16 protein-coding genes are annotated in these 26614 nt (G+C 35.8%); 12 read left to right on the top strand and 4 right to left on the bottom strand.

Translation table 11 applies throughout. From position 1 onward, the window contains the following. Positions 1-188 precede the first annotated feature (188 nt). The 8 genes from ACP6PK_RS03775 to ACP6PK_RS03740 all read left to right on the top strand — a co-directional run bounded on the left by ACP6PK_RS03775 (position 189) and on the right by ACP6PK_RS03740 (position 9549). Positions 189-893 (top strand): DUF4340 domain-containing protein, encoded by a 705-nt coding sequence (locus ACP6PK_RS03775; RefSeq protein WP_426557879.1) that lies wholly within the window; start codon positions 189-191, stop codon positions 891-893. A 572-nt stretch (positions 894-1465) separates the two neighbouring features. Next, positions 1466-2617: an ABC transporter ATP-binding protein gene (locus ACP6PK_RS03770; RefSeq protein WP_426557877.1), complete on the top strand. Its 1152-nt coding sequence runs from the start codon at positions 1466-1468 to the stop codon at positions 2615-2617. A gap of 236 nt (positions 2618-2853) precedes the next feature. Then, complete coding sequence (locus ACP6PK_RS03765; RefSeq protein WP_426557881.1) at positions 2854-3963, top strand: ABC transporter substrate-binding protein; 1110 nt, start codon at positions 2854-2856, stop codon at positions 3961-3963. A 518-nt stretch (positions 3964-4481) separates the two neighbouring features. After that, positions 4482-5396 carry an ABC transporter permease gene (locus ACP6PK_RS03760; protein ID WP_426557875.1) on the top strand — a complete coding sequence of 305 codons (915 nt, stop codon included), beginning with the start codon at positions 4482-4484 and terminating at the stop codon, positions 5394-5396. Positions 5397-5706: 310 nt separating this feature from the next. Then, the gene (locus tag ACP6PK_RS03755) at positions 5707-6555 is read left to right on the top strand and encodes an ABC transporter permease (protein WP_426557873.1); all 849 of its coding nucleotides are present in this window, start codon (positions 5707-5709) and stop codon (positions 6553-6555) included. A gap of 738 nt (positions 6556-7293) precedes the next feature. Beyond that, on the top strand, positions 7294-8055 hold the full coding sequence (locus tag ACP6PK_RS03750) for a YdcF family protein (RefSeq protein WP_426557871.1): 762 nt from the start codon (positions 7294-7296) through the stop codon (positions 8053-8055). Positions 8056-8241: 186 nt separating this feature from the next. Beyond that, on the top strand, positions 8242-9000 hold the full coding sequence (gene iscB / locus ACP6PK_RS03745; protein WP_426557869.1) for an RNA-guided endonuclease IscB: 759 nt from the start codon (positions 8242-8244) through the stop codon (positions 8998-9000). Positions 9001-9096: 96 nt separating this feature from the next. Beyond that, on the top strand, positions 9097-9549 hold the full coding sequence (locus ACP6PK_RS03740; RefSeq protein ID WP_426557867.1) for a hypothetical protein: 453 nt from the start codon (positions 9097-9099) through the stop codon (positions 9547-9549). A 114-nt stretch (positions 9550-9663) separates the two neighbouring features. Here the strand turns inward: ACP6PK_RS03740 and ACP6PK_RS03735 are convergent, their stop codons facing one another. From ACP6PK_RS03735 to ACP6PK_RS03725, 3 genes are all read right to left on the bottom strand, one after another. Then, a complete protein-coding gene (locus ACP6PK_RS03735) occupies positions 9664-10248 on the bottom strand; it encodes a pseudouridine synthase (protein WP_094677513.1) in 585 nt (194 codons plus the stop codon). Between the two features lie 360 nt (positions 10249-10608). Beyond that, positions 10609-12144 carry a GGDEF domain-containing response regulator gene (locus ACP6PK_RS03730; RefSeq protein ID WP_426557865.1) on the bottom strand — a complete coding sequence of 512 codons (1536 nt, stop codon included), beginning with the start codon at positions 12142-12144 and terminating at the stop codon, positions 10609-10611. Between the two features lie 241 nt (positions 12145-12385). After that, entirely contained in the window at positions 12386-15553 is a 3168-nt protein-coding gene (locus tag ACP6PK_RS03725) for an ATP-binding protein (protein WP_472846357.1), read from the bottom strand. Between the two features lie 806 nt (positions 15554-16359). On the opposite strand from ACP6PK_RS03725, the gene wecB reads away from it, so the two are divergent. Beyond that, the gene (gene wecB / locus ACP6PK_RS03720; protein WP_426557861.1) at positions 16360-17472 is read left to right on the top strand and encodes a non-hydrolyzing UDP-N-acetylglucosamine 2-epimerase; all 1113 of its coding nucleotides are present in this window, start codon (positions 16360-16362) and stop codon (positions 17470-17472) included. 222 nt (positions 17473-17694) lie between these two features. On the opposite strand, the gene ACP6PK_RS03715 is transcribed toward wecB, so the two are convergent. Beyond that, the gene (locus ACP6PK_RS03715) at positions 17695-18834 is read right to left on the bottom strand and encodes a tetratricopeptide repeat protein (protein ID WP_426557859.1); all 1140 of its coding nucleotides are present in this window, start codon (positions 18832-18834) and stop codon (positions 17695-17697) included. Positions 18835-19023: 189 nt separating this feature from the next. Between ACP6PK_RS03715 and ACP6PK_RS03710 the strand changes: the two genes are divergently transcribed. The 3 genes from ACP6PK_RS03710 to ACP6PK_RS03700 all read left to right on the top strand — a co-directional run. Next, a complete protein-coding gene (locus tag ACP6PK_RS03710) occupies positions 19024-21561 on the top strand; it encodes a macro domain-containing protein (RefSeq protein ID WP_426557857.1) in 2538 nt (845 codons plus the stop codon). Positions 21562-22172: 611 nt separating this feature from the next. Beyond that, the gene (locus ACP6PK_RS03705) at positions 22173-23666 is read left to right on the top strand and encodes a M48 family metallopeptidase (RefSeq protein ID WP_426557855.1); all 1494 of its coding nucleotides are present in this window, start codon (positions 22173-22175) and stop codon (positions 23664-23666) included. 711 nt (positions 23667-24377) lie between these two features. Next, the coding region (locus ACP6PK_RS03700; protein WP_426557853.1) for a two-partner secretion domain-containing protein at positions 24378-26614 on the top strand (2237 nt) is incomplete at its 3' end.

Genomic DNA, 26614 nt, shown 5'->3' with positions numbered 1-26614 from the left:
GTTTATTACCTTAATTATTATTTTTCCTAAATTTCCTTGATCAACCCGGTTTCTGAGTGGATAATGGATAATTCAGGAGTTAAATTTTTACTTTGTTATTTTAATAAGACTAGAAAAAAATATTTAACTGATAGCTGATAGCTAATAACTGATAACTGACTACTCCCTACTCCCTACTCCCTAACATTATGAAAATCAAAAAAACAACCTTAACATTAATGTTAACAGCACTTGCTTTAGGAGGGTTTGTTTATTTCTATGAAATTCGAGGTAAACAACAACAAGCAGAAACCCAAGAACAACAAAAACAACTGTTTGATTTTGAGTCAGAACAAATTCAGACTATTACTATCAAACAAGAGTCAGAAATATTAACCTTAAAAATAGACGAAGAAGCCGAAGAAAAAACCTGGAATATAACTGAACCTGTAGAAAAAAAAGCTGACTTACAAACAGTAGAATTTTTGCTAACTGAACTAACAAACTTAAAAAGCGATCGTTCCATCACTACTTCAGTTTCTCAATTATCAGAATATGGTTTAGAAAAACCAGAAATAACTGTAGAAATTCAACTCAAAGATGGTAAAACAAGTCGTCTATTTTTAGGTCAACCAGACTTTAATGGTAATTTGATATATTCTCAATTAGAACCAGAGGGGGAACCACCAGAAGAGGTATCGGTTTTGTTGTTATCTGTGAACTTCAAAAATGTCTTAACTAAACCAGTTTCCGAATGGGAAAAACAAGAAAAGTCGGATGAATCATTGGATAAAACAGAAGAATCTACCGACAAAAAAGAGCAGCCTGAAACAACTAAAGAGTCATCGGAAAAACCATCTAGTAACCCAGAAGTTTCTCCCTCACCCTCCGATGAATATTTATTTACCGAATAATTAATAATCATTAATTATTAATTAAAGAATTCAGCTTTATTAGCCTCCCCTGTCAAGGGAAAAAAAGTGCTAGGATATTTCCTTATATTCAATTCCGTTACGGTTTTTCTTGAGGTAATTATCAATTATCAATTATCAATTATCCATTATCAATTAATGAAATAATAGCTATATTTATAGATAGAAAAATCAGCCATAAAAATTATATAGCAATCCTCAAATAGGTTGTAATATTTGATCTACAGTTTTTTTTCACAAATAATTTCATACTGCTATATTATATCCTAACCATTCAGCCGTCACCTTTAAAAAAAGAATGCGACAAAAAAGTGCATCTTAATTATAGATGCTTAAAAAAAGCTGCTCCAATTCATTTTAGACTCTATCATTTTTCGTTTTTTTTCAATATTTACTCCTTCCTCCTTCTTCACTCTTCCCTCTTCCTTCTTCCTTCTTCCCTCTTCCTTCTTCCTTCTTGCCTTTAATACTGCTAAAATACTAGAAAATATAATACTTAAATTAGTTGAAAACCAAATTTCCCAAGTATATTCCCCACTTAAGACATAATAATTATGACTCAAACTGCACTGAATATGGGGACGACCCTAACCAACACCCAAAACGACGTCGAACTGCGTAAAGTATTCAAAGTATTTGACGGCCATACAGTAGTAAGGGGTGTGGACTTCAATATTCGTCAAGGAGAATTTTTTAGTATTTTAGGGCCTTCTGGTTGTGGCAAAACTACAACATTGCGCTTAATAGCTGGATTTGAAACCCCATCAGCGGGTGAAATAATGATTCGAGGCCAATCAATGAACCAAACTCCTCCTTTCCGTCGTCCAGTAAATACTGTTTTCCAAAGCTACGCTTTATTTAACCATCTAAGCGTTAAAGATAATATTGCTTTTGGACTCCGAATCAAACGTTTAGGAAAAGCCGAAACTGAGGAAAAAGTAGCACAAGCTCTACAGTTGGTGAAAATGGAGAAATTTGCTGATCGCTATCCTAATCAAATATCTGGTGGGCAACAACAACGGGTGGCTTTAGCAAGGGCTTTAGTAAATCGTCCAGCAGTATTATTATTAGATGAACCTCTCGGTGCCCTAGACTTAAAACTACGGAAACAAATGCAAATGGAATTGTCCAATTTACATCGAGATTTGGGGGTAACATTTGTGATGGTAACTCACGACCAAGAAGAGGCCATGAGTATGTCTGACCGTATTGCTGTGATGCACGAGGGTAGAATAGAACAAATAGGTTCTCCTCAAGAAATTTACGAGCGCCCCGAAAGTCCATTTGTGGCAGATTTTATTGGAGATACAAATTTATTTCAAGGTCGGGTCGAATATAGTAATAATTCCAGTATGGTTGTTAAAACAGATAGTGGTCTAAAGATTTCTGTAGAACAATCAAAAGTGAGTGATAAGGAACAACATGGAGAAATCTATGGAGGTGTTTCAGTAGTCGTAAGTGTGCGACCAGAAAAAGTTAATCTAAGTCTCTATTGTCCAGATGTATCAGAAAATTGTTTTGAAGGCAGGTTGACCAATGTAATGTATATGGGAACTCATGTACATTATCAAGTAAATCTGTTGTCAGGCGATCAGATTATGGTTAGGCAGCCAAATACAGAAGGAACTTTGCCCAACCAAGATACTCCTATCTATGTTTACTGGTCAAAACAAAATTGTTTGGCTTTAAGTGAATCAAAATCATAAAAATAGTTAAATACAATTAAAAAGCTTCATTAATTGATAATGAATAATGGATAGTGGATAATGAAAACTATCTCTAATTATCAATTATCCATTGGTAATGAGAGGCTTTAAACCTTTGGGGATTAATTATCAATTATCAATTATCCATTGGTAAACTTACTTTTGACTTTAAACTTTTTGTAACTACTGTGCCTCCAACTAATTTACAGAAATACCAGGGAAATAATGTAGCGAAATTGAGTTACCAGCAAGATACTCGTACTTCTAGACGTAAATTTCTGAAAGCGTCAGCAGCTACCATCGCAGTTTCAACCCTTTCTAGTTGTGGTTGGAGATTAGCCGAAGTTAAATCTAACCCCAGAATGCAGGGTAATTCAGATTTATTATATATATATACTTGGGCAGGTTATACAGATCAAGATTTGCTCGATCGCTTCTACGATGAAACTGGTATCAAAGTAGTTGCAGATGTGTTTGACTCTAATGAGTCAATGCTAGCTAGAGTACAAGCAGGGGGAGGAGGAGCATATAGTATTATCTATCCATCTGATTATATGGTGCAAAAAATGGCTGCCCTAAACTTGCTGACAGAATTAGACCACTCTCTAATTATTGGTTTAGACGATCTATTTCCCAAATTCCAAGACCCGGTATACGATCCGGGTAATTTCTATAGTGTACCCGTAAGTTGGGGAACTACTGGTTTAATTTACAATAGTAAACTGTTAGCAACATCGCCTAATGATTGGGAGTATCTCTGGGAAAATGAAGATTTAGTATTAAAGCGGATGACTTTACTGAATGACGTGCGCGAGGTGATGGGGTGTGCTTTAAGAAAATTAGGATATTCTTACAACTCTACCAATGTAGAAAATATTAGGGAAGCTTACGAAGAGTTACTTCTACTCAGACCAGCGATCGCTTCCTTTACTACAGATGGTTGGCGCTCTCAAATTTTGGTAGAAGATTTGTTAATTGCTATGTGTTATTCTTCTGATGCTGCAGAAATTAAACCAGAAAACGAAGATTTAGAATATATTACCCCACGCAGTGGTTCCTCTCTATGGACAGATACATTAGTAATTCCGAAAAATGCTCCTAACCCAGATGGTGCTTATCAATGGATTAACTTTATGTTACAGCCAGATATAGCAGCGGAAATTGTAGAAAGACTAAGTTTTACGACACCTTCTCGTGAAGCATATCAATTGTTACCAGAAGAACTAAAAGAAGACCCTACTTTATTTCCTCCAGAGTCAATTATTCAAAACTGCGAAAGTTTAGCTCCACTGGGTAAATATGAAGAAGTTTATGAAAGATACTGGACTAAATTAAGAAGTGGATAATTTTCATTAATTGATAATTGATAATTGATAATGAATAATGGATAATTACTTCTGGTTAAAACCGTAACGGAATTGAATATAAGGATATCTCCTAGCACTTTTTTTCTCTTGAAATAGAAGGCTGTAAACCTAATATAGCAATTATCAATTATCCATTGGTAAAGGAGGAAGGAAGAAGGAGGAAGGAAGAAGACAAATTCCTGAGTTTATTTATGGGATTATTCTACGACCTTTTTTTAGTTATTAAAGTCTAAGTAAAGCTTAATAAAATTCCTTGTTCCTGAACATATATAGCACTACGCATTTAGGCATCGAAAACTCACGAGTGAGATTACTTTTAACTTTTTACTTTTAACTTGCGCATAGCACTATAAAATCCAATCCTTGAGAAATTTTGCAATTTCTATAACACTACAAAAAAAGTGTTAGGACATTGAGAAAATTAAAATCGTTATACAGTCATTAGTTTTGATTTAAGCTGATAACTGATAACTGATAACTGATAATTGATAACTGATATGAATACACCTACTAAAACATCTACTCCCGCTTTCCCTAATTCTCAGTCAAAACATGGTATGAGTCAAATATTTTCTAAACTCTTGGGTCCTCTAGTTTTACTAGGTCCGGCAGGTTTATGGTTATTGTTTTTATTAGTATTGCCAACTTTAGTAATTTTTGAGCTGAGTTTAGTAGAAAATATTCGACCAGGAGATTTAGTAATTCCTGACGGTATTGGTAACTATTTACGAGTATTTGATCCCTTAAATTTAAAAGTAATTTGGCGTTCAATATATTTTGCTATAGGTACAACAATTTTATGTTTATTATTAGGATTTCCTGTAGCTTATTGGATTGCTTTAATGTCACCAAAAAAGTGGCGAAATCTACTTTTATTGGGTTTTGTTTTGCCACTTTGGACTTCATCTTTATTACGTTCTTATGCCTGGATTACAATTTTACGTCCTACTGGTGTATTAAACTCAATTATTGGAATGATCGGACTACCACCTTTGGAATTGTTGAATAGAACTCCGGCAGTTTTGATTGGCATGAGTTATAGTTATTTACCTTATATTGTGACAGTTCTTTATGCTTCTTTAGAAAAATTAGACCGGAGATTATTAGAAGCATCATCCGATCTAGGTGCTACTCCTATACAAACTTTTTGGAAAGTGACAGTTCCCCAAAGTTTACCTGGTATTGCTGCAGGTTCTTTGTTAGTTTTTATTAGTTCTTTAGGAGATTTTGTAGACCCAGAATTATTAGGTGGAGCTTCAAGTATGACCGCTGCTCGATTAATTTATAACCAGTTTTTAGGAGCTACTCAAAATTGGGGTTTTGGTTCATCTTTGAGTATGGTTTTGATTTTAGGGGTGAGTATAGCGATCGCTCTTTTACTAAAATTTGGTGATGGTAAACCGTCGAAATAAGTGTGGGAAGTGTGGGAGGTGTGGGAGGTATGGGAAGATTGAATATTGAACTATTAGGTAACATTTTACCAATGGATAATTGATAATTAATCAATTTAAGGAGAAAAAAAGTTCTAGGAGATTTCCCGATATTCAATTCGATGGTTTTCAGCAGAGGTAATTATCCATTATTCATTATCCATTATCAATTAATGAACGTAGGGGTTTGGTCTCCAAACCCAAGCTAAATGTAGCTTGTAACATTTTATCGTATTTTTTATTTACCACCTATACGAGTCAAAATTTTACTCAAGTTTTAGATGAAAAAAAAATGACAAATACTGTAATAAATCCAGAAGATGATATCCCAATAGATATGTCTAAATCTAAACCTAAATTTCAAATTTCTTGGCAGGTAATATTTACAATTTTAATGTTCCTATTTATGTACTTGCCAATTTTTGTATTGACTTTTTATAGCTTCAATAAATCTAAATATAGTGCTGGATGGGAAGGTTTTACCCTGCAATGGTATGTAAAACTTTTTCAGGATACTAGGATTTTAACTGCTCTCCAAAATAGTTTAACTGTAGCTTTTTTTGCTGTAGCTATTTCGGCAGTTATTGGTACTTTAATGGCAGTAGGTTTGGCAAAATATAAATTTCGTGGTAAATCATTATATCTGGGTATTTCTTATCTGCCATTAATTATTCCTGATATAGCGATCGCTGTAGCTACTTTGGTATTTTTAGCTGCACTGGCAATTAGATTAAGTTTATGGACAATTATTGCAGCTCATATTGTTTTTTGTTTAGCTTATGTAGGTTTAGTTGTCTCTACAAGATTAGCAGATTTAGACCCCAATTTAGAGGAAGCTGCCCTTGATTTAGGAGCAACGCCAGTAGAAGCTTTTATTCAAGTATTATTACCCCAATTAATACCAGGAATTTTGTCTGGATGTCTGCTGGCTTTTGTATTAAGTATGGATGATTTTTTAATTGCTAGTTTTACTTCTGGAAGTGGAGCAACAACATTGCCAATGGAAATTTTTAGTCGGATTCGTACAGGAGTAAAACCAGATATTAATGCTCTAAGTGTAATTTTAATTGTAGGCTCAGGAGCAGTTGCTATTGTTGGGGAATTTTTGCGGAATAATGGTGAAAAAAAGAATAGGAATTAAAGGAGTCAGGAGTCATAATTCAGGAAGTATAAAGGAGTTTTTTGCGCAACTTTAGGGTAGAAAATAGGTATGATTTGCATTCTTAATTTTGGACTCAAAACTTACATTCTTAGCAATTTCATATGGCTTTGTTGTATGAAGGTAGTGATAGAGCATCCATTCCGCAGATATATTGCTCTCTTTCGCAATTATTGATGTTCTATTCATTTATTGTCCAATAGTTATTGCTCTGCTGAGAAAGCGTTTCGGGTGTCGCCGATATGTTTCGGCTAAGAGCCGACATGAATGCGGAGCATTCCGTCAGGAAAAGGCGGAGCAAATGTGGCTGCTATATTCCTCTCTTTCGCAATTATTGATGTTCTATTCATCTATTGTCCAATAGTAAGGGCTGGCAAATTAGACCTTAAAGCCTTTACAGGCAAATGAATAGGATATCTTCAGTATAAATACTTACCAAGCTACCATTTTTATACTACTTTTAATGCTACAAGTTGACCTGCGGAACGTGGGATATAAATATCTAAAATGAATTGGAGTAGCTATTTTTCAGCATATCTGACAGAGAGCTACCTTTTTATACTATTCTTTTTTTTCAAAGTGATATAATATTATGTCCGGTTGAACAGTTATAAATAATGAGGTAGTAGTCAGGAGGGAAGTGGGAAAAAGAAAGTATAAAAAGGAGAAAGTTTTTTGATCACTAATTATCCGAACATGATATAATTCCAAATAATTTATATGCTAGAGAATTATACCATTCGTAGAAACAAGAAAATTAGGAAAATACTGCTTTTGGTACTTTTACCCATAATTTCTAGTCTATTAGTTTGGTCAGTGGGAAATACTCTTTTGCTTAACTCAGCATCAAAAGCTCCTGTTGATGCTTACTTGGTTTTGGGTGGCAGTATTAAACGGGAAATTTATATTGCTCAAGTAGCTAAAAAATATCCTCAGATACCTATACTAATTTCTACTGGTTCTCAAGATCCCTGTATTGTCGGATTATTTCAACGGGTAAATGCTCCTGTAGAGAAGGTTTGGTTAGAACATTGCGCTAAATCTACTTTTGGTAACTTTTTTTTTGCTATGCCAATTTTGGAAAAATGGGGAGCGCGACATATTAAATTAGTCACATCTCCTAGTCATTTACCTAGAGCAAAGTGGTTAGCACAAATTATTCTGGGTTCTCATGGAATTTGGGTGGAAACTGATATTGTTAAGGAAATAGGTAGACCAGGAAATCAAGAATCTCGCCTCAAGACAGGTTTCGATGTTATTCGTAGTTTGATATGGGCGGTGGAAAGTCAGGTAATAGAACCAAAATGTACAGATGTGCTCAAACTTTCACAGGTTAATATGACACAATGGTGCAAGGATGGTTTTCGTTGTGAGCATCAAGCCAAATTGAAGCAAGAGTCAATTTGTCAGCACCCCGCTCTAAAGAGACGGGGCTTTCGGCTAAGAGCCGACATGAAACGTGCCTCCTCTTTAGGTAGCTGACCAGCCTAAGTCTTAACTGACTACGTTGCATTTAAGAGTCAAAGTTCTCACCTTGGAATGCTTTACCAGTTCCAAGCTCTGAAACCAAATAGTTAAAAGTTTACGAGGGGTAAAGCGGTGCTATTTGGATCTGCCGGGATGCAACATTGGCGAGGTAAACATTACCCTAGAAATAGGAGTTTTTTAATGAATAAAAATGCAGTTTTTGTGCTGGACACTAATAAAAAACCCTGCAATCCAGTACATCCTGCCGTTGCCAGAAAATTATTAACTGAAGGCAAAGCAGCAGTATTTCGCAGGTATCCATTTACGATTATTTTGAAGGAGGAATCCAAAGATGAAGTAAAAGAATTAAGAGTTAAGATAGACCCTGGTGCTAAAAGGACTGGGTTAGCAGTAGTATCTGACTCTAACATTGTCTGGTGTGCAGAACTTGAACATCGCGGGTTTCAAATTCGGGACAAATTAAATCACCGTAGAACTCAACGTTGTAACCGTCGTAATCGTAAAACTCGATATCGTCAACCTCGTTTTTTCAACAGGAAACGACCCAAAGGTTGGCTGCCTCCGAGCTTAATGAGTCGAGTTTATAACATAGAATCTTGGGTAAAAAAACTATGTCGATTAGCTCGTATCACCGCTATTAGCCAAGAGTTAGTTAGGTTTGATATGCAGAAGATAGTTAACCCAGAAATTAATGGGATTGAATACCAAAAAGGCGAATTATTTGGCTATGAAGTCAGAGAATATTTGCTTGAAAAATTTAACAGGACTTGCGTTTATTGCAACACTAAAGAAGGGTTTTTTAACTTAGACCATTTCTATCCTAAATCCAAAGGGGGAAGCGATAGAGTTTCTAATTTGGTACTGAGTTGCGTTGAGTGTAATCAGAAAAAGGATAATCAATTACCTGCTGATTTTCTATCAGATAGACCATTACTTTGAGCAATAATAGAAAAACAGTGCAAGCAACCACTTGCTGATGCTGCTGCTGTTAATGCTACTCGTTGGAAACTCAAAGAAGTTCTTGAAAATACTGGTTTGTCTGTTGAGTTAGGTTCTGGAGGATTAACTAAATTTAATAGACGGCGATTAGGCATTTCCAAATCTCATTGGACTGATGCTGCCTGTGTGGGAAGTTCTACTCCTAATAGTTTAAACATCAAAGGATATCAACCATTATTGATTAAAGCAATGGGTAGAGGTACTCGTCAGATGGTTAATTCTGATAAGTATGGATTTCCTCGCGGCGCACCTAAACTTCAACAGAAATCATTTTTTGGTTTCCAGACTGGAGACATGGTTAAAGCAGTAATTCCCAAAGGTAAATATGCTGGTACTCATACTGGTAGAATTGCTGTTAGGAAAAAAGGTAACTTTAAGATTAAAACATCAACTCAAACCTTTGATGTTAATCATAAATATTGCCAGCATATCCATAAGTCTGATGGTTTTGCATATAGCTTTGGAGAACTGGCTGATGCAAAAACTTAAAGTTGTTAAACCAACTGATAACTGAAATGACCCTTTTTCCTCCTGACTCCTGACTCCTGACTCCTGACTCCTGACTCCTACTTTCTTACGCACATGATATAACTTCTGACTCCGCTATATCTGCTTGAGAGATTCAATTTCAGCTTGATTTAGGTCTCGCCATTCACCAGGTTTGAGTTCCTCTAGACGAAGATGAGCGATCGCTATTCTAACTAACCGCAATGTGGGAAAACCTACTGCTGCGGTCATCCTTCGCACTTGACGGTTACGACCTTCTGTGAGTGTTATTTCTAACCATGCGGTGGGTACAGTTTTGCGAAATCGAATTGGTGGGTTGCGGGGTGGTAGGGAGGGTTCTACAGATAACAATTTAACTTTTGCGGGTCGTGTTTTGTAATTTTTAATCGTTACACCCTCCTGTAGTTGCTTCAATGCTGTTGTATCTGGTATTCGTTCTACTTGCACCCAGTAAGTACGAGGATGAGCAAATTTTGGATCGGTTAGTCGATGTTGAAGTTGTCCGTGGTTTGTTAATAGTAAAAGACCTTCACTGTCTTGGTCTAATCTGCCAACTGGATAAACTGAATCAACGGAAATATACTCTTTTAGAGTATGATGTCGATGGTTACTATTAGGATTTTCAGTAAACTGACTCAAGACATTATAGGGTTTATTAAACAAAATATACCGATAAACCATAAATTTTAGTTATTATATAGCGTTTCTGAATGTGATGTGAACATTGAATTGCTAGAAAAAGGAGTCAGGAGTCAGGAGTCAGGAGGAGAGAATACAGAAGTTTTTTTTACTAAAAAAACGACAATTTTGGTTGACAACTCATCTGGAAACGCTATAGATATAATAGAGATCTCCAGAAAAGAGGGAGCAGGGAGTAGGGAGTAGGGAGTAGGTAAGTAGGGGGAAATAATTGATGATTTATGAGAGATAATTGATTTTATTTTTGACGATCGGAGATGTCTAATGTAACAGCTATCTCTATCATTATTGACTTTCTTCCTTCTTCCTTCTTCCTTATCCCTTATTTCTTCTTCCTTCTTCTCAAAAAGTTTGCATAATTGTCCGATCGCGTCCTTCTGCTTTTGCTTGATAGAGAGCTTCATCTGCTATTTTAATCAATTTTCCCCAGGAAAACTCTAGTAAAGGAATAGTGCTTGCCACACCTAAACTCATGGTAACAAATTCTGAGATTTGAGAACCAGCATTAACTAATTTTAAATCTAAAAGTTGGCTACGAATTAATTCTGCTATGTGAAATCCACCTTGAGCATCTGTTCGAGGTAATACAACTACAAATTCTTCCCCACCGTAACGTGCTACTAAATCTCCTGGTCGCTTGACTTCTGCTTTAATCGTATTAGCAACTGCTTGCAGACACCTATCTCCTGCTGGATGACCATAAGTATCATTGTACCGCTTGAAATAGTCAACGTCACATAGAATCAAAGCTATGGGTACTTTTTCCCTTGCCATTCGTCGCCACTCCCTATCCATATATTCGTCAAACACACGGCGGTTAGCAACCTTAGTCAAACTATCAATGTTGGCAAGTTCAATTAACTTTTGATTCGCAGTTTCTAATTTTTGATATAGTTCTGACTGTTGTATAGCGATCGCTAACTGTCCCGCTAAACATTCAATAAAATCCATTTCTGAAAATTCCCATTTTCTCGGTTTTGAACAGTGGTGAGCAATTAATAATCCCCACAATTGTTGTTGAGTAGATTCAAAATATTTATCCGAGGTTTGTTCTGTGTTACTCTTTGATATTGGTACTACTAAGTTAGCTTTTACTTGAAACTCACTCAGAAATTCCACATGATATGGCATTAAATCTCCCATAGATATATATTCTTGATTAGCAGATTTATCCTGTGCATTTTCACTAAATTTACTCATGCTTTCTAAAACAGATGCTTGACTAGAAGTAACAGATTCCATAACTACTTCTCCGGTTCCATCTGGCTGAAATTTATATATCAGTACCCTGTCTGTTTTGAGAAATTTTCGGACTTCATCTACTGTAGTTTTGAGAATATCATCAAGGTTTAATGATTGACGTATCCGTTCTTGAATAAACGTCATAAATCTTGCAGTTTCTGTTTGCTGTTTTAATTCTTTTACCAGTTCATTAATTTGCAAAATTCGACGAACTCGCTGACGTAAAACTGCCCATTTAATTGGCTTAGTAATATAATCCATCGCACCAACAGTAAAAGCAAGATCGACAGATTCTTTGTCTTCAAGAGAGGTAATTATTAACAATGGAGTCTGGTAAAGTAAAGGGTTAGTATCTAGATTCTGATCTGGAAAAAAATCATTTGATAAATGCCGACTAAAAAGTTCTTGTAATTTAATACAGCAAACAAAGCCATCAATTTCTGGCATCATTGCATCTATTAAAATTAAATCTGGTATTTGAATATTACATTTTTCCAAGCATTGTTTGCCACTGTTTGCTTCTATTATTTTATATCCTTCTGATTCTAATGCTTTACGCAGCAGATAACGCATATATTTTTCATCATCTACTATCATTATTACAGAGGAATTATTCTGTGATTTTTGTGCATTCATAAAAGTTTTAATTTAAAAATATTATAGCGCTAGGGAATAAGGAATAGTAGACTTTCAAAGGGTTTTCCTAGGTCATGCTCCGCAAACAGAATTTATAAATGTCAAACACCTTAATGCGTAATGCTATATGAGTTAAGAATCTATTATATTTCAGCTATCACTAAGGGAATGGTTCTGATTCGCCTTGTAAACGTTAAAAAATGTCTATGATACTAACGAATGACTACTATTTAACGGCAAATTAGCAGAATATTTTATCCAATATATTGTACAGTTGTAACTGTTTAATTGGTTTATTTAGTAAGGCTGCTAAATTTAGTTTTTGGAGCTGATTTTTTGTAGGAGATTTACCAATAGGAGTTAACATAACTAATGGCAAATATTTATACTTGGGTATTTCTCTAATAGCAATAGCAGTTGCCACTCCATCCATTTCTGACATTTCCATACCAATAATTATTAGGTCAAAATCAAAATTTTGGTCAGCAGTTTCATTTTTGAGGATATTTATTGCTGCAATACCTGATGTTGCAGTATGAGATAAAATTCCCCACTCGTTGAGTTGCTGAGTTAAAATTTGTAAACAAGAAGGACGATCATCCACGATTAATAATCGTTTATTAGCTAAGTTACTGATAGGATTAAATTGACTTCTAATATTTTCATCAACTTTTGCCATTAAAGTAAAATGGAATGTAGACCCTATTCCTTCTTGACTTTCAACCCACATTTTACCACCCATCATTTCACATAAACGTTTACTGATAACTAATCCTAATCCTGTTCCTCCATATTGTCTAGTTGTGGAACTATCTACTTGACTAAATGGTTGAAATAATTTGTGCATTTTGTCTCGGGGAATTCCAATTCCAGTATCTTTAACAGAAAATTTTATTTCATACAAATTACTAGCTATATTTTGTTGATTATCACTACTATCTTCAGGAAGTTTAAATGCTTCTGAATTTGGAGAATTAATGATATTTTCTGACCATGGTATTTGTTGAGATGAAACATTAACTAAAACTTCTCCTTTGGCGGTAAATTTAACAGCATTAGTAATCAGATTAACTAAAATTTGACGTAATCTTGTTTCATCTCCTAAAATTATGCTTGGTGTATTATCTTCAATAAAATAAGCTAATTCAATTTTTTTGTTCACTGCTTGAATAGCAAGCAAATCAATACATTCTTCCAGACATAATCTTAAATTAAAAGGTCTTTCCTCAAAATCCAATTTATTAGACTCAATTTTAGAGAAGTCAAGAATATCATTAATAATTCTTAGGAGTGCAATACTACAAGTATGGATATCATTGACATATTCTTGTTGTTCTGAATTCAAATTAGTATCAATTAACAAAGAAGTCATACCAATTATTCCATTCATTGGAGTCCGAATTTCATGGCTCATAGTAGCCAAGAATTGACCCTTCGCTTTATTCGCTACTTCTGCTGCCTGTCTTGCTTGTTGAAGAGCAATATTTTGTGCAACAAGCTGTTGATGTTGGCGAGTTTCTTGCTCCAATAAATGAGCATGAGTGAGAGCAATTCCTACTTGTTGAGCAACAGCTTCTAGGAGTTCAATTTCATCTTTTCTCCAATTGCGATAACGATCGCATTGATGTAAGCAAATAATTCCATTTGGTTCATCTTGATAGGAGGTACGAACTACTAACATAGATTTTAATTCTCTACGAACACAAGTTGATGCAGAAGCATTTTTTTGTAGCAATGGTTCTGTATAAATATTGTCCGAAGCGATCGCTCTATCATGTGCTAATAGTTCTTCTATATATGGGTTATCAATTACTGGGGCTTCTAAATTCAAAATTGATTCATATCCAGTTTCTAAATACTCTGCTACTAATGGTACCTTTGGTACTAACCCCCCTTGATAAGAATGAATTACGCAACGGTTGACCAGAAAAGCTTGACCTATTTGTTGCGCAGTAGTATCAAATATCCTCTGTGTATCTAAGCTTTGGCGAATCTCTTGAGTAATTTTTCCCAATAGAAGACTACGTTGTAATTGTTGTTCTAGAGCTAAGTGAGTTAAATTTTGTTCAATAGCACTAGCGAGAACATTTGTTACTGCTTGTAAAAAGTGAACATCGTCTTGAGTGAAAGTATGTTTTTTTGTGGTATAAGTAGCTAATATTCCTGCCGGTTGATTATTTCCCGGAATGATTAAACTGATACCACTGACAATACCTTGGTCTAATAAAAGTTTAAAACCTGGAAAATCAGCAATTTTCGTGTTGAAGTCTTCAATTATGACTGGTTTTTGAGCAGCTAAAGTGCAAGCAATTAAAGACTCAAACCCTTTACTAACTCCTGCTAGACTGGTTAAATTTTTGGGGTTGCTGAAACTGGCTTGAATTTGCCAACTTTGACTATCTGATGAGTTTTGCAAAATCTGACAATAGTCTAGTCGTAGAGTCTGACATACTAAAGAAACTGCTTCTGACATGAGTTCTGATAGATATATACTTTCAAGAGCGCGTTGACTTAATTTTGCTACTGCTGCTGCTGCTAGAGCTTGAGTAGCTAATTTTTGCTCTGCTTGTTTGCGATCGCTAATATCTCGCAATATCATCGTAAATACAGTTTCATCTTTTAATTCTATTTGTGAAATTGACGCCTCTGCTGGAAATTCTGTACCATCTTTTCGCCTCCCAATAACTATAGCAAGTTTATGTTTTTTATTGTGATTTTTTCCCTCGACAGAGTTATTAAATTTTGACTCTTGCCAAACAACTAACTTACCAAATGACTGCCCTACAACTTCCTGATTTCTATAACCAAATATTTTTTCTGCCCCCTGGTTAAAAAGTTGAATAATTCTATTTCTATCCACTGAAATAATTGCATCTTCAGCCATATCTAAAATACTTGCTAAACGAGCCTCTGATTTTTTTAGAGCTTCAGAAAATGCTATGCGTTCAGATATTTCATTTTCTAACTTTTGATTTAACTCTCTTAACTCGGCAGTTCTTTGTTGTACCCTAGCTTCTAAGTTTGCATTGAGGAGACAAATTTTTTCTTCAGCTAAAATACGTTCTCTAATCTGCTTTTCTAGTTCCTGATTAGTTGCTTCTAGTTCGATAGGATTAGGCATTGCTAAAAATTTCCGAGCTAAACGAACTAAAAATATTACTGTTAATATAGAAACTATGACTTTGATACCCTTAACTAATCCTAATACCCAATAGTAATGATGCTCCAATGTCCAAATTTCTTGAGTCTGAGAAATACCACTAAAAATCATCAAAATTGCCAACATCCAAAAAGTTAGATTGAATGGCATATTTGGTCGTCTAATTAAACAGTAAATAAGTATTAGTGCGATAAAATGATAGGTTAGTGCTATAAATAAATCTGATGTGAGATGAAATAACCCTGGCATATAATACCTCTCCCGATCGACTAGCTATTATTATTATTTAATCCAATCCTAACCTGTAGTCTTGCCAGACATTTGTCTTATTATTATCGTCTTCTGCTTGAAAGCAGTCTAAATTTTGATTAGGTTTAAAAATCAATATTTGGCTAAATTATACCAATTCCCATACATGAATGCTATACTTCCGATGGGACTTCAGTTATTAATTAATAAGTAAGCATTCAGCCATCAGCTCTCAGCCATCAGCAAAGAAAAAGATCGTCAACGACAATTAACAATTTTAATGTCGGCAACAGCCGTTTGCGAAGCATGACCTAGGAATAAAATTAATAATTATCACGGCGCTTAGGAGCAATATATCAACTATTTACCCAAGCATACCCTCTGAAATTATTAATTATTCATTATTAATTATTAATTACAATGGGAGGCTTCAAGGCGTGAATTGTTGAATGAATAATTAATTGAGTATCAACTATTAGAGACTGTTTGTAAAATAATTATTAAGAGAGCACGCGAAGTGACTAAAATATAAAAGCGGTAATACTTCAAGGGATTGAAAAAAGGTAGATAGAGAAGTATTCAGTACAAATATTCCTAGATTTTTAAGCGACAAATATTTGTGTTGATTTCTTCCTTCCTATTCCCAGTTAAGTGTTCCCTGTTCCCTATCTCCTTTTTATATTTCCTGATACATTCAATCTCTTAATTATTAACTATTAATTATTAACTATTAATTATTAATTATTCGGTAAATGCTATATAATTCTGATTATTGTCTTAAAAAAAACATATCAAATTAAATTGAAATGCTAAACAGTCCTATTCAAGTAGCAATTACCTTAGGAACTCGCCCCGAAGCTATCAAACTAGCACCAGTTATCCAACTTTTTCAAAATTCTCCTGATTTTAATACCCTAGTAATTTTAACTGGTCAACATAAGGAAATGGTTGCCCAAGTAATGAAATTATTTAATATTAGCCCCAACCAGGATTTAGCAATTATGCAAACTCGGCAAACATTGACAGATATTATGTGTCGAAGTTTGCAAGGATTAGAAGAATTATTTGTACAGTTGCAGCCTCAATTAGTATTAGTCCAAGGAGATACTAGCACTGCTTTTGCTGCAGCCCTATCTGCATTTTATCAAAAAATTCCTGTTGGTCATGTGGAGGCAGGTTTACGGACTAATGATTTATTTAATCCCTATCCCGAAGAGGCAAACCGCCGTTTAATTTCTCAGATAGCTCAATTGCATTTTGCTCCTACAACTTTAGCTATGGAAAATTTACAAAAATCTGGAGTAGTAGGGGAAGTTCATCAAACAGGAAATACGGTAATTGATGCTTTGCTAAAGGTAGCAAAATCTCAACCTAAATGTCATATTAATGGTTTAGATTGGGGGAAATATCGGGTCATATTAGCAACAGTTCATAGGCGGGAAAATTGGGGAGAACCTTTAGAAAAAATTGCTCAAGGATTCCTCCAAATTTTAGATAACTTTCCTGATACTGCTTTAGTTTTACCTCTGCATAAAAATCCCACAGTTAGGGAACCTTTAAAAGCAATTTTAGGGAGTCATCCGAGAATATTTTTAGAGGAACCTTTTGATTATAGTGAATTAGTAGGAGCTATTCAAAATTGTTATTTAATATTAACTGATTCTGGCGGTTTACAAGAAGAAGCTCCTAGTTTAGGTAAGCCAGTTTTAGTATTACGAGAAACAACAGAAAGACCGGAAGCAATAATTGCCGGAACGGCTAAACTTGTTGGTACTAATACGAGTAATATTGTGGCTGCTACAGCAGAATTATTGAGTGATGATAGTAAGTATAAAAAAATGGCAATGGCAATTAATCCTTTCGGTGATGGTCATGCTTCGGAGAGAATTATCAAGATTGTCAAACGTTTTTTTAGTTAAATTGATAATGGATAATGAATAATGGATAGTGGAGCATGAAAACTATCTCTAATAGACATCTCCCAAAATAAAATCAATTATTATTGATAAATTATCAATTCTTTTTCCCTGTTCTCTATTTTATGGAGATGTTTAATTATCAATTATCAATTATCAATTATCAATTATCCATTATCCATTATCAATTATCCATTATCCATTATCCATTATCCATTATCCATTCTAATTTACCTTTAACTGTTGGAGGTCATCCAAAGCTTGTTGATATAACTCTTGATTTCCTTGTTTCTTGTATAACTTAACAGCTTTTTCCAAGTCTTTAATAGCTTGTTTGGTATTCCCTTGTTGCTGATAAACAGCACCCCGGTTATTGTAAGCATCAGCATCCTGGGGATTAAGTTCAATGACTTGAGTTAAATCAGCGATCGCCTGTTTATATTTTCCTTGCTCAAAATATGCTAAACCCCTAATATGGTAAGCTTTGGCATAGGTAGAATCAATTTTAATGACTCGGCTAAAATCAGCGATCGCCTGTTTATATTTTTTTTGCTGCTCGTAGAGAAAACCCCGGTTATAACAAGCATCAAGGTAATTAGGATGGAGTTTAATAGCTTGAGAGTAGTCAGCGATCGCCTGTTTATATTTTTTTTGCTCCGAGTAACTATTTCCCCGGTTATAGTAAGCTTCAGCATAATTAGGATTGAGTTGAATGGCTTGGTTATAGTCAGCGATCGCCTTTTGATGCTTGCTTTGATTAGAGTAGACATTACCCCGGTTATAGTAGGCTACAGCATCATTAGGATTAAGTTCAAGAACTTGGTTGTAATCAGCCAGCGCCTTTTTATACTCTCCTTGACTATTGTAGATACTACCCCGGTTGTTGTAAACTTGGGCTAAATTTGGTTCAAGTAGAATCGCTTGATCGTAGTCAGCTAGTGCCTTTTTCTCATCTCCTTGGTGAGAGTAAGCATTACCCCGATTAACATAAGCATTAGCACCCTTGGGATTAATTAGAATAGCTTTGTTGAAAGCAGCCATAGCCTTTTGATACTGTCCTTGGATTTCGTAGATAACGCCCCGGTTGTTGTGGAAATCAGAATCCTGGGGATTAAGTAAAATGGCTTGGTTGTAATTAGCAATTGCCTGTTGATACTGTCCTTGGAGATAGAAAATAACACCCCGGTCATTATATACAGCAGCATCCTGGGGATTAAGTTCAATCGCTTTATCGTAGTCAGCTAGTGCTTGTTCATACTTCCCTTGGTTATAGTAAGCAATACCCCGTTTATAGTAAGCACCAGGATCTTTGGGATTAAGTTTAATAGCTTTGTCGTAATCAGCCATTTCTTCAAAAGAAGTCATAGTCAAACACCACCTTGATTTAAAAAAAATATAAATAATAATACTTAGTCTAACCTAAAAAATGAATGACCAAGTACATTACAGATTGACTTTTGATTAAATCTCCTTCTAATAGCCACTTATATTGAATAAATGTCAAGGAAATTGTGTATAATTATTATAATAAATTATACTTATTTAAAATAAACCATGAATAAATCAGAACAAAATTGGCAGATGTCTAAGGAAAATCAACGATGGGGCGATCGCTTGACTATAACTCAAGGCGATCTTATCTCTCAACAGGTAGAGGCGATAGTCAACCCTACTGACAATAATCTGCGCAGCTACGGGTTATGTAGCAAAATTCATCACGCAGCAGGAGAAGCACTCAGAGATGCTACCAGACAAATAGAATGGCTGGAAACTAGCCAAGCAAAAATTACCAAAGGTTATCAAATTCCTGCCTCATATATAATTCATACTTGTGCCCCGGTTTGGGATAAAACCAATAGCCAGATATCCAGCAAACAGCTAGCCAAATGTTACCGTAACTGTCTGCGGTTAGCAGCAGAAAACCAAATTCATAGTCTTGCCTTTCCTTGTATTAGTACAGGACTGCGTGGATTTCCCAAAGATTGGGCTGCAAAAATAGCTCTAACAGAAGTTCTGACATTTTTGCAAAACAATTCTCTCCCGTGGAGAATAATTTTTGTCTGTCGCGAGCAAGATGATTTAGAGCAATATCAGACAAACCTGCCAAATTTCATGACTTCCCCCAGTTCCTCAGAAAAACCTGAAGCAAAAATAGCTAAAGAGTTAGTTGGTAAAATTTCATCTGAGCATCGAGTTGCCATTATTGGCAGTACCTCATTTTGGGGTATCACTACGGAGGCAATATGCAATGCTACTGGCAGAAAACTTGCTACTTTGGGGGAAAATTTAGCTCTTGTAACAGGTGGAGTTAGTGGTATACCAGAAGCAGTATCCTATAGTTTTTGGCAAGAATGCACCAGGCAATATCAAGTTGCCCCTGTTTACCACATTCAACCAGAAGGATTTGAACCCTGGGAATATGGTACAAATCTATATGGAGGCAAAACTCTATTTGAGCGTCGAGGAATTTTAGCTCACATGGCATCGGTTTATGTACTAATAGAAGGGGGACCAGGAGCCAAACAAGAAGCAGAAGTTGCAATAGAAGCTGGGGCTATGGTAATTCCAGTGGGAGTGACAGGAGGTTTTGCCAACCAACTTTATCAACAAATGTCTCGCCCTTACTATATACCGTCTGAGTTGTGGGAAAAATTGGCACAAGAGAATATTTCATCAGAAATAGTAGGGGAAGCGATCGCTCAAATTATTCAAAACATCTGGCAACGTCCAAAAGATGTGATATTCGATCCACAGAAAAAAGCTGTTACCGATTTAGAATTGCACTCGTCATTAGGAGTTAACTACAGAAAATTGCAAGATTTACTAGCAGCATCTCAATGGCAAAAAGCTGACAGGGAAACCTTTCGCCTATTTTGTGAAATTGCCTTAAGAGCGCAAGTGCATGAAGGTGTTCGAGAAACCAGAGGTATTCTCAAGACAATAAACAAAAATCTTCAACCTGAGAGATTTAATGAACTTACTCGCCTACTACACCATTACCAAAAAATGCTTGGGAGTCTCCATAGCCAAGAGTTTCCAACTTCTTCATTTTATGGTTATCTTCCCGGTTGTCTGAATGGAAAGTTTATTCACAAATTGCCGTTGCTAGATTTCCAAACGATAGACTTACTCTGGATAGTATATTCTCAAGGGCGTTTTGGTTTTAGTGTGCAGGAAAAAATTTGGCGCACCATATCTACTCAAAATGACGATATGGTAAAAGCAGAGGAGGATTTTATCAGTTGTGTGGGGCATGGTTATTCTCAAATTGCTGATGCGTATCGCGAGAGTGAAGTCAATTTCAGTCTTAATTCTCCAGAGGGGTTGTTACCTTGGCTCAACTGGTATGATGTTGAGGGTAATATTCATGGTATAGAATGTGAGAACAAGTTAACTTATTTGATCGGTAAGTTGTCTGAGAGAGGTATTTTTAACAAGCTATGGCGACAGCGAATTCGAGAAAGACTAGAGGTGGGAGAGAATGATTTTTCTAACTGTGTGCTGAGTGGTTTAGCTTTGCAGGGTTTAAATTTTCAAGGTGCTAATCTCAGGGGTGCTAATCTCCAGAATGCTAACTGTGAGAAAGCAAACTTTACTGAAACTAATTTGAGGGATGCTAATTTAGCAGGGGCAAAATTTTCAGTAGGAGCGTTAGAGGAGGCAATTGTTGATACCACTGAGGTTAGCGATCGCCAATGGTTAAAACCTTATGTAATTCTAATTGTTGATGATTCTATTATTGTGCGTCAAGTTTTGACTACAACTTTTACTAATGCTGGCTATCAGGTAGAAATAGCCAGAGATGGTTTAGAAGCTTGGAATAAACTCCAAAATAATCTACAAGTTGACATGATTTTCTTGGATATAGAAATGCCTAATATGAATGGCTATGAACTAACTACAAAAATTAGAAATGATTCTCGGTTAAAAGATATGCCAATAGCTGTTATGAGTAATCGTGCTACGATGAGAAATAAGCATAAAAAAGAGCAGCAAGAATTTAACTATTGTGGTTATCTGGCAAAACCTTGTGTGGAAGAAGTAGTGTTAGAGACTGTTAAAAATGTTTTTAATAAAAAAGCCCGGCTTTAGTAGGGGAGTAGGGGAGTAGGGGAGTAGGGGAGTAGGGGAGAATTAACCAATACTTAACTTAATTTACTATTTTATCAATCATATTTGCACAATAAAAATCCTATAAACTTATGAAAATTTTACGAAATTATCTGACAATTATACTTAGCATATTTACCCTGCAAAACTTTGCTTTAGCAGAAACAAATACTCTATAATATAGAATCCGCTTGAATAGTCGTCCGCAGCGACGAAGCGGAAGCAATCTCCGCGCACCCCTGAGATTGCTATCCGTTCCGGAATGCTCCGCAAACCTTCCACTCCGTTCCAGTCGCAATGACTTGGATATACTAATTATCCGGATTTTATATAAAAGAAACAGAAAAATTTCCAGTTATATCAAATCCGGATAATATCAAATCCGCTGACTACGGTTCCCGATAAATCGGAGTGATATAATTCTACCATCAGAAAAGAGCGAAAACTCCTAGTTTATGGAGGGTTTGGAGACCAAACCCCTACGGTCTTGAATTCTACCGATACTACCGCATTTGATATGATATAACTGACCAATACTTAATATTTTATCAATCATATTTGCAAATAAAAAATCCTATAAATCCTATAAAATTATGAAAATTGTGCTAAATTATCTGATAATTATACTTAGCATATTTGCCCTGCAAAACTTTGCTTTAGCAGAAACAAATACTCTAGAAAAAAAACCGAAAAATTCCCAATCAGAAAAAATATTTCCTATTAACTACCAACCTGAAACACCAGGGGAAAAATTAGCAGCAGCAGACCGACTTTATTTAGCAGGAGAAAAAGTAGCAGCAGAAAAACTTTATCGAGAAGTAAAAGAACCATTTTCTGAAGATATTGAAGCTAAAGTTAATCGCCCTCAACCAATTTACGAACTGACAGAATTACCTGTAAAAGCTCAAAAATATTGGGAACAAGTACAGAAAGGTTTAGCCAGAAATATAAAAAGTCAAATATTCGTATCTTTAGAATTATTAGTAAAAGAATATCCAGAATTTATTCCAGGTCATATTCAACTTGCAGAAGCATTTAAAAATTATAAAGAAAGAGAGTTAGCTTTAGAAGTATTAAATCAAGCAGTAGCTTTATATCCCAACGAACCAGAATTAGTTAAAGCCACAAGTGCCGCCCTAGCAGATGAAAAACAATGGTTAGAAGCTACTTTATTTGCTCAACAATTTGCTTTAATGAATCCCGAACATTCCCAAGTTAATGAATTTAATCAATTAGCAGAAACCTATAGAAAAAAATTTCAATCTCAGCTCAAATCAAGATTAAGAAGAAATACAATTGCTAATGTTGTTACTGGGGCATTAGGGGTAGCTCTTACAGGCAATCCATTTGCAGCTATGAATGCAGTTCAAACAACAGCAATGATGCTCCAAGGTGAATCAAGAATTGGCAAAAATATAGCCAAGTCTGCTCAAAAACAATTACCAATGATTGAGGATGAAGAAATTATTGAATATGTCAATAATATGGGCGAAAAACTTGCGGAAATGACAGGTAGAAATGAATTTGAATATAATTTTTATGTAGTGAATGATGAAAACCTCAATGCTTTTGCTTTACCAGGAGGGCACATATTTATAAATTTGGGAGCAATAATGAAAACCAATTCTGAAGCAGAATTAGCAGGTTTGCTTGCTCACGAACTGGCACATACTGTATTATCCCATGGATTTAAGTTAATGTCTGAAGGTAATTTAGTTACTAGCATTGTACAATATATTCCCTATGCTGGTGGTACAGCTAGTAATTTAATTGTGGTTAACTATAGTCGTAAAATGGAACGTCAAGCAGATGTGTTGGGAACGCAAATTTTAGTATCAGCAGGTTATGCTGCGGATGGGGTGAGAAATCTTATGGTTACTCTTAATGAAGGAAAAGAAGATCTTGGTATTCTTGCTTGGTTATCTACTCACCCAGAGACAGCAGAAAGAGTCCGTTATTTAGAAGAATTAATTGTTAATAATGGTTATAATCGTTATGCTTATGAAGGAGTTGTATATCATGGCAAAATGCGGTCAAAAGCTAAAGCATTATTAGTAGAAAAGAAAAAAGATTTTTCAGAAATTTAGAGTATTGACTTAATCGTAGTTGCGCTTCAGCAATGCAAATATAGGGATAAAAGCAAAGGGCGCGGACATTTCTAAAAGGAATATTAAATCTAGGTATAGTGGCCTGACACCCCTAAAATTTTGCAATAGTAGGGGCGGGTTCAGCCTTAAATTAACGAGTTTAAGCATCAGATAAAATAAACCCGCCCCCAAAATCTAACGCACAAAATTAATTAGATGTATTAGTCTAGTAAGGGTAGGCTATGGGACAATACTTATGAGTCGCGAAGCAAACTCTTCCTAGTAAATTTACAGAAACAACCGATCAAAAAGCTTCACTAAACTTCAGTATCTTGACTATTGTGAGTTAAGATATAAATCAATTAATATATTCAGCACTTACGCAAAGGTACTATCTATAGATTTAAAAAACTATTCCGTAATAGTTTTGAGCGCTATATATAGCGTATCTGCGTAAGTCCTAATATTAAAATATTGTTAATCTATCAGGACTGACCCAAAGCATCTATAAATTCTGTTTTTCGTAGGAGCAATTTCCGTTTGTCATGCTCCGAAACATGAATTGCCCCTACGGATAGCGTTTCTGCGTAAGTCTTGTATATATCTCAACTGGCTGCGCGATCGCCTCAGTAGAGCGATATATTTGGCTTTGTTCCCTCCTAGTCAGTTTTCTCATAGCTCCTCTCTATCTCCTTTATCATTATTTTTAATATGAAACCCACTATTGTAGAATCTTATGGTATCTCTGCTCTCACCATAATTTTAGGCACATTGGCCGTAGCTCCTCCCGCCAATTCCCAACCTATAACTCCGGCTAACGACGGCACCAATACCACCGTTACCCCACAGGGCAACCAATTTAATATCGAAGGTGGCACGCGTAATGGAGCTAATCTCTTCCACAGTTTTGACCAATTCAATGTTAACTCTGGCCAAACAGCAAATTTCCTGACCACTCCAGACACTCAGAATATTCTGGGGCGAGTCACAGGAGGTGCCTCATACATCAATGGTCTCATCCAAGTCCTTGGCAGTAACTCCAACCTCTTCTTAATGAACCCCGCAGGCATAATGTTTGGTCCAAATGCCAGCCTGAATATACCCGCCTCATTCAGCGTTACAACTGCTACAGGAATTGGTTTTGACAACAACAATTTCTGGTTTCAAGCGATGGGCACCAACGACTACTCAAATTTAGTCGGAAATCCTAGTGGCTATAGATTTAACGTTTCAACTCCGGGCGCTATAGTTAATGAAGGAAATTTACAATCTGGAGAAAATCTTACTTTATTAGGTGGAACAGTTATTAATACCGGAGAACTATCTACAACAAATGGAAATCTTACTATCGCAGCAGTAGAGGGTGGTAGTGTTTTGAGAATTTCTCAACCAGGACATTTGTTAAGTTTAGAAGTAGATTCCAGAATCGAAGATATTTCTAATTTAGACACTCTATCTTTACCACAATTATTAACAGGTGGATCAGAAAATAATGCTACATCCATAATAGTTAATAGTAATGGTGAATTAGAATTAACAGATAATACAATAATTGCCGATACACCAGGAAATGTATTCATTTCTGGAAAAATAGATTTATCAAATCAAGAGTCAGAAAGTAGAGGAAAGTTAGAAATTAAGAGCGCAGTCAATGTGACATTAAAAGAAAATATTTCTGCGGATGGTGCGATAAATATTGAAGCGACGGGAGATATTATTGCTACGGGTAGTGGAATTAAAGGTGGTGGAGAAAGTGTTTCTTTGTCTGCCACTAATATTCGGATAAATGATGAATTTGATGAAACTTCTGGGGATGCGGATATTAAGTTAGAGGCGACAAATGATATTACTGTTGAGGATATAGAGGATGATGTGTTGGAATTTCAACCTGGGGGTGGCGAGATAGAAATTCGTGCGGATGTGGATGGGGATGGAGTCGGTGTTGTGGAGATGTTGGATAATGAGGCGGATGTTGGGAGTAACCCCGATACCTTTGAGAATGGGGCGGATACTATTAAGACAAATGGGCGGAATTTGACTATTGCTGGTGCAGGTATTGTTTTGGGGAATATTGATACTTCTGGGTTGCCTATTTTTTCTGGTGGGGAGTTGTTGGCAACTATAGATGTGGATGAGGGGGGAGCGATATCAGCAGAAGGTACAGATACTGCAACCTTTACTTTTACTGTAGATGGTGACTTAGAAACTGTAAAGAATCTAGATGTACGCTTTTCTGCGGAGCATATTTTTAATTCAGACTTAGAAGTTTATCTGAAATCACCCGAAGGGCAGGAAGTAAAATTGTTTGCTGGTGTTGGTAGTAGTGGACAAAACTTTCAAGATACTGTGTTGGATGATGATGCTTCTACAAGTATCAACTCTGGCAATGCTCCGTTTGATGGTACATATCGTCCCCAAGGAAGTTTAGCAGATTTTAATGGAGAAAACCCCAGTGGAACTTGGACTTTGAGGGTGACAGATACTTTTGAAGGAGATAGTGGCACTTTATACAGAGCTGGTGATGCTGCTCTCTGGGGAACTGCTATAGGTACACAACTGTTGTTGAGTCAACCTACTACTTTAGTAAGTGGAGGAGGAAATGGTGGAGCAATTAATCTAGAAGCAACTCATGGCGATATTAGTGTAGGAAATATTCGTAGTTTGAGCGAAATTGGTGATGGAGGAAAAATTGACCTGAAGGCTAACAACAATATTATTATAGGTCTGATTAATTCTACTGCTGTTCAAGGAATTGGGGGTGATGTTAACCTTAATTCTATATCTGGCAATATTAATATATTTTCATTGGATACTTCATCCTTTGATGGAGATGGGGGAGAGATAAGGATATCGGCTCAAAGTGGTGATATCAATTCCTGGTCGTATGAAGGTAATGGGGGAGATATAACTATCTCGACTCAGACTGGTGATATCACTACAGGATGGCT

Source organism: Dapis hubbardiae BLCC-M172 (assembly GCF_050016015.1).
GTDB lineage: Bacteria > Cyanobacteriota > Cyanobacteriia > Cyanobacteriales > Microcoleaceae > Trichodesmium.
This window is presented reverse-complemented; position numbering and strand designations above follow the sequence as displayed.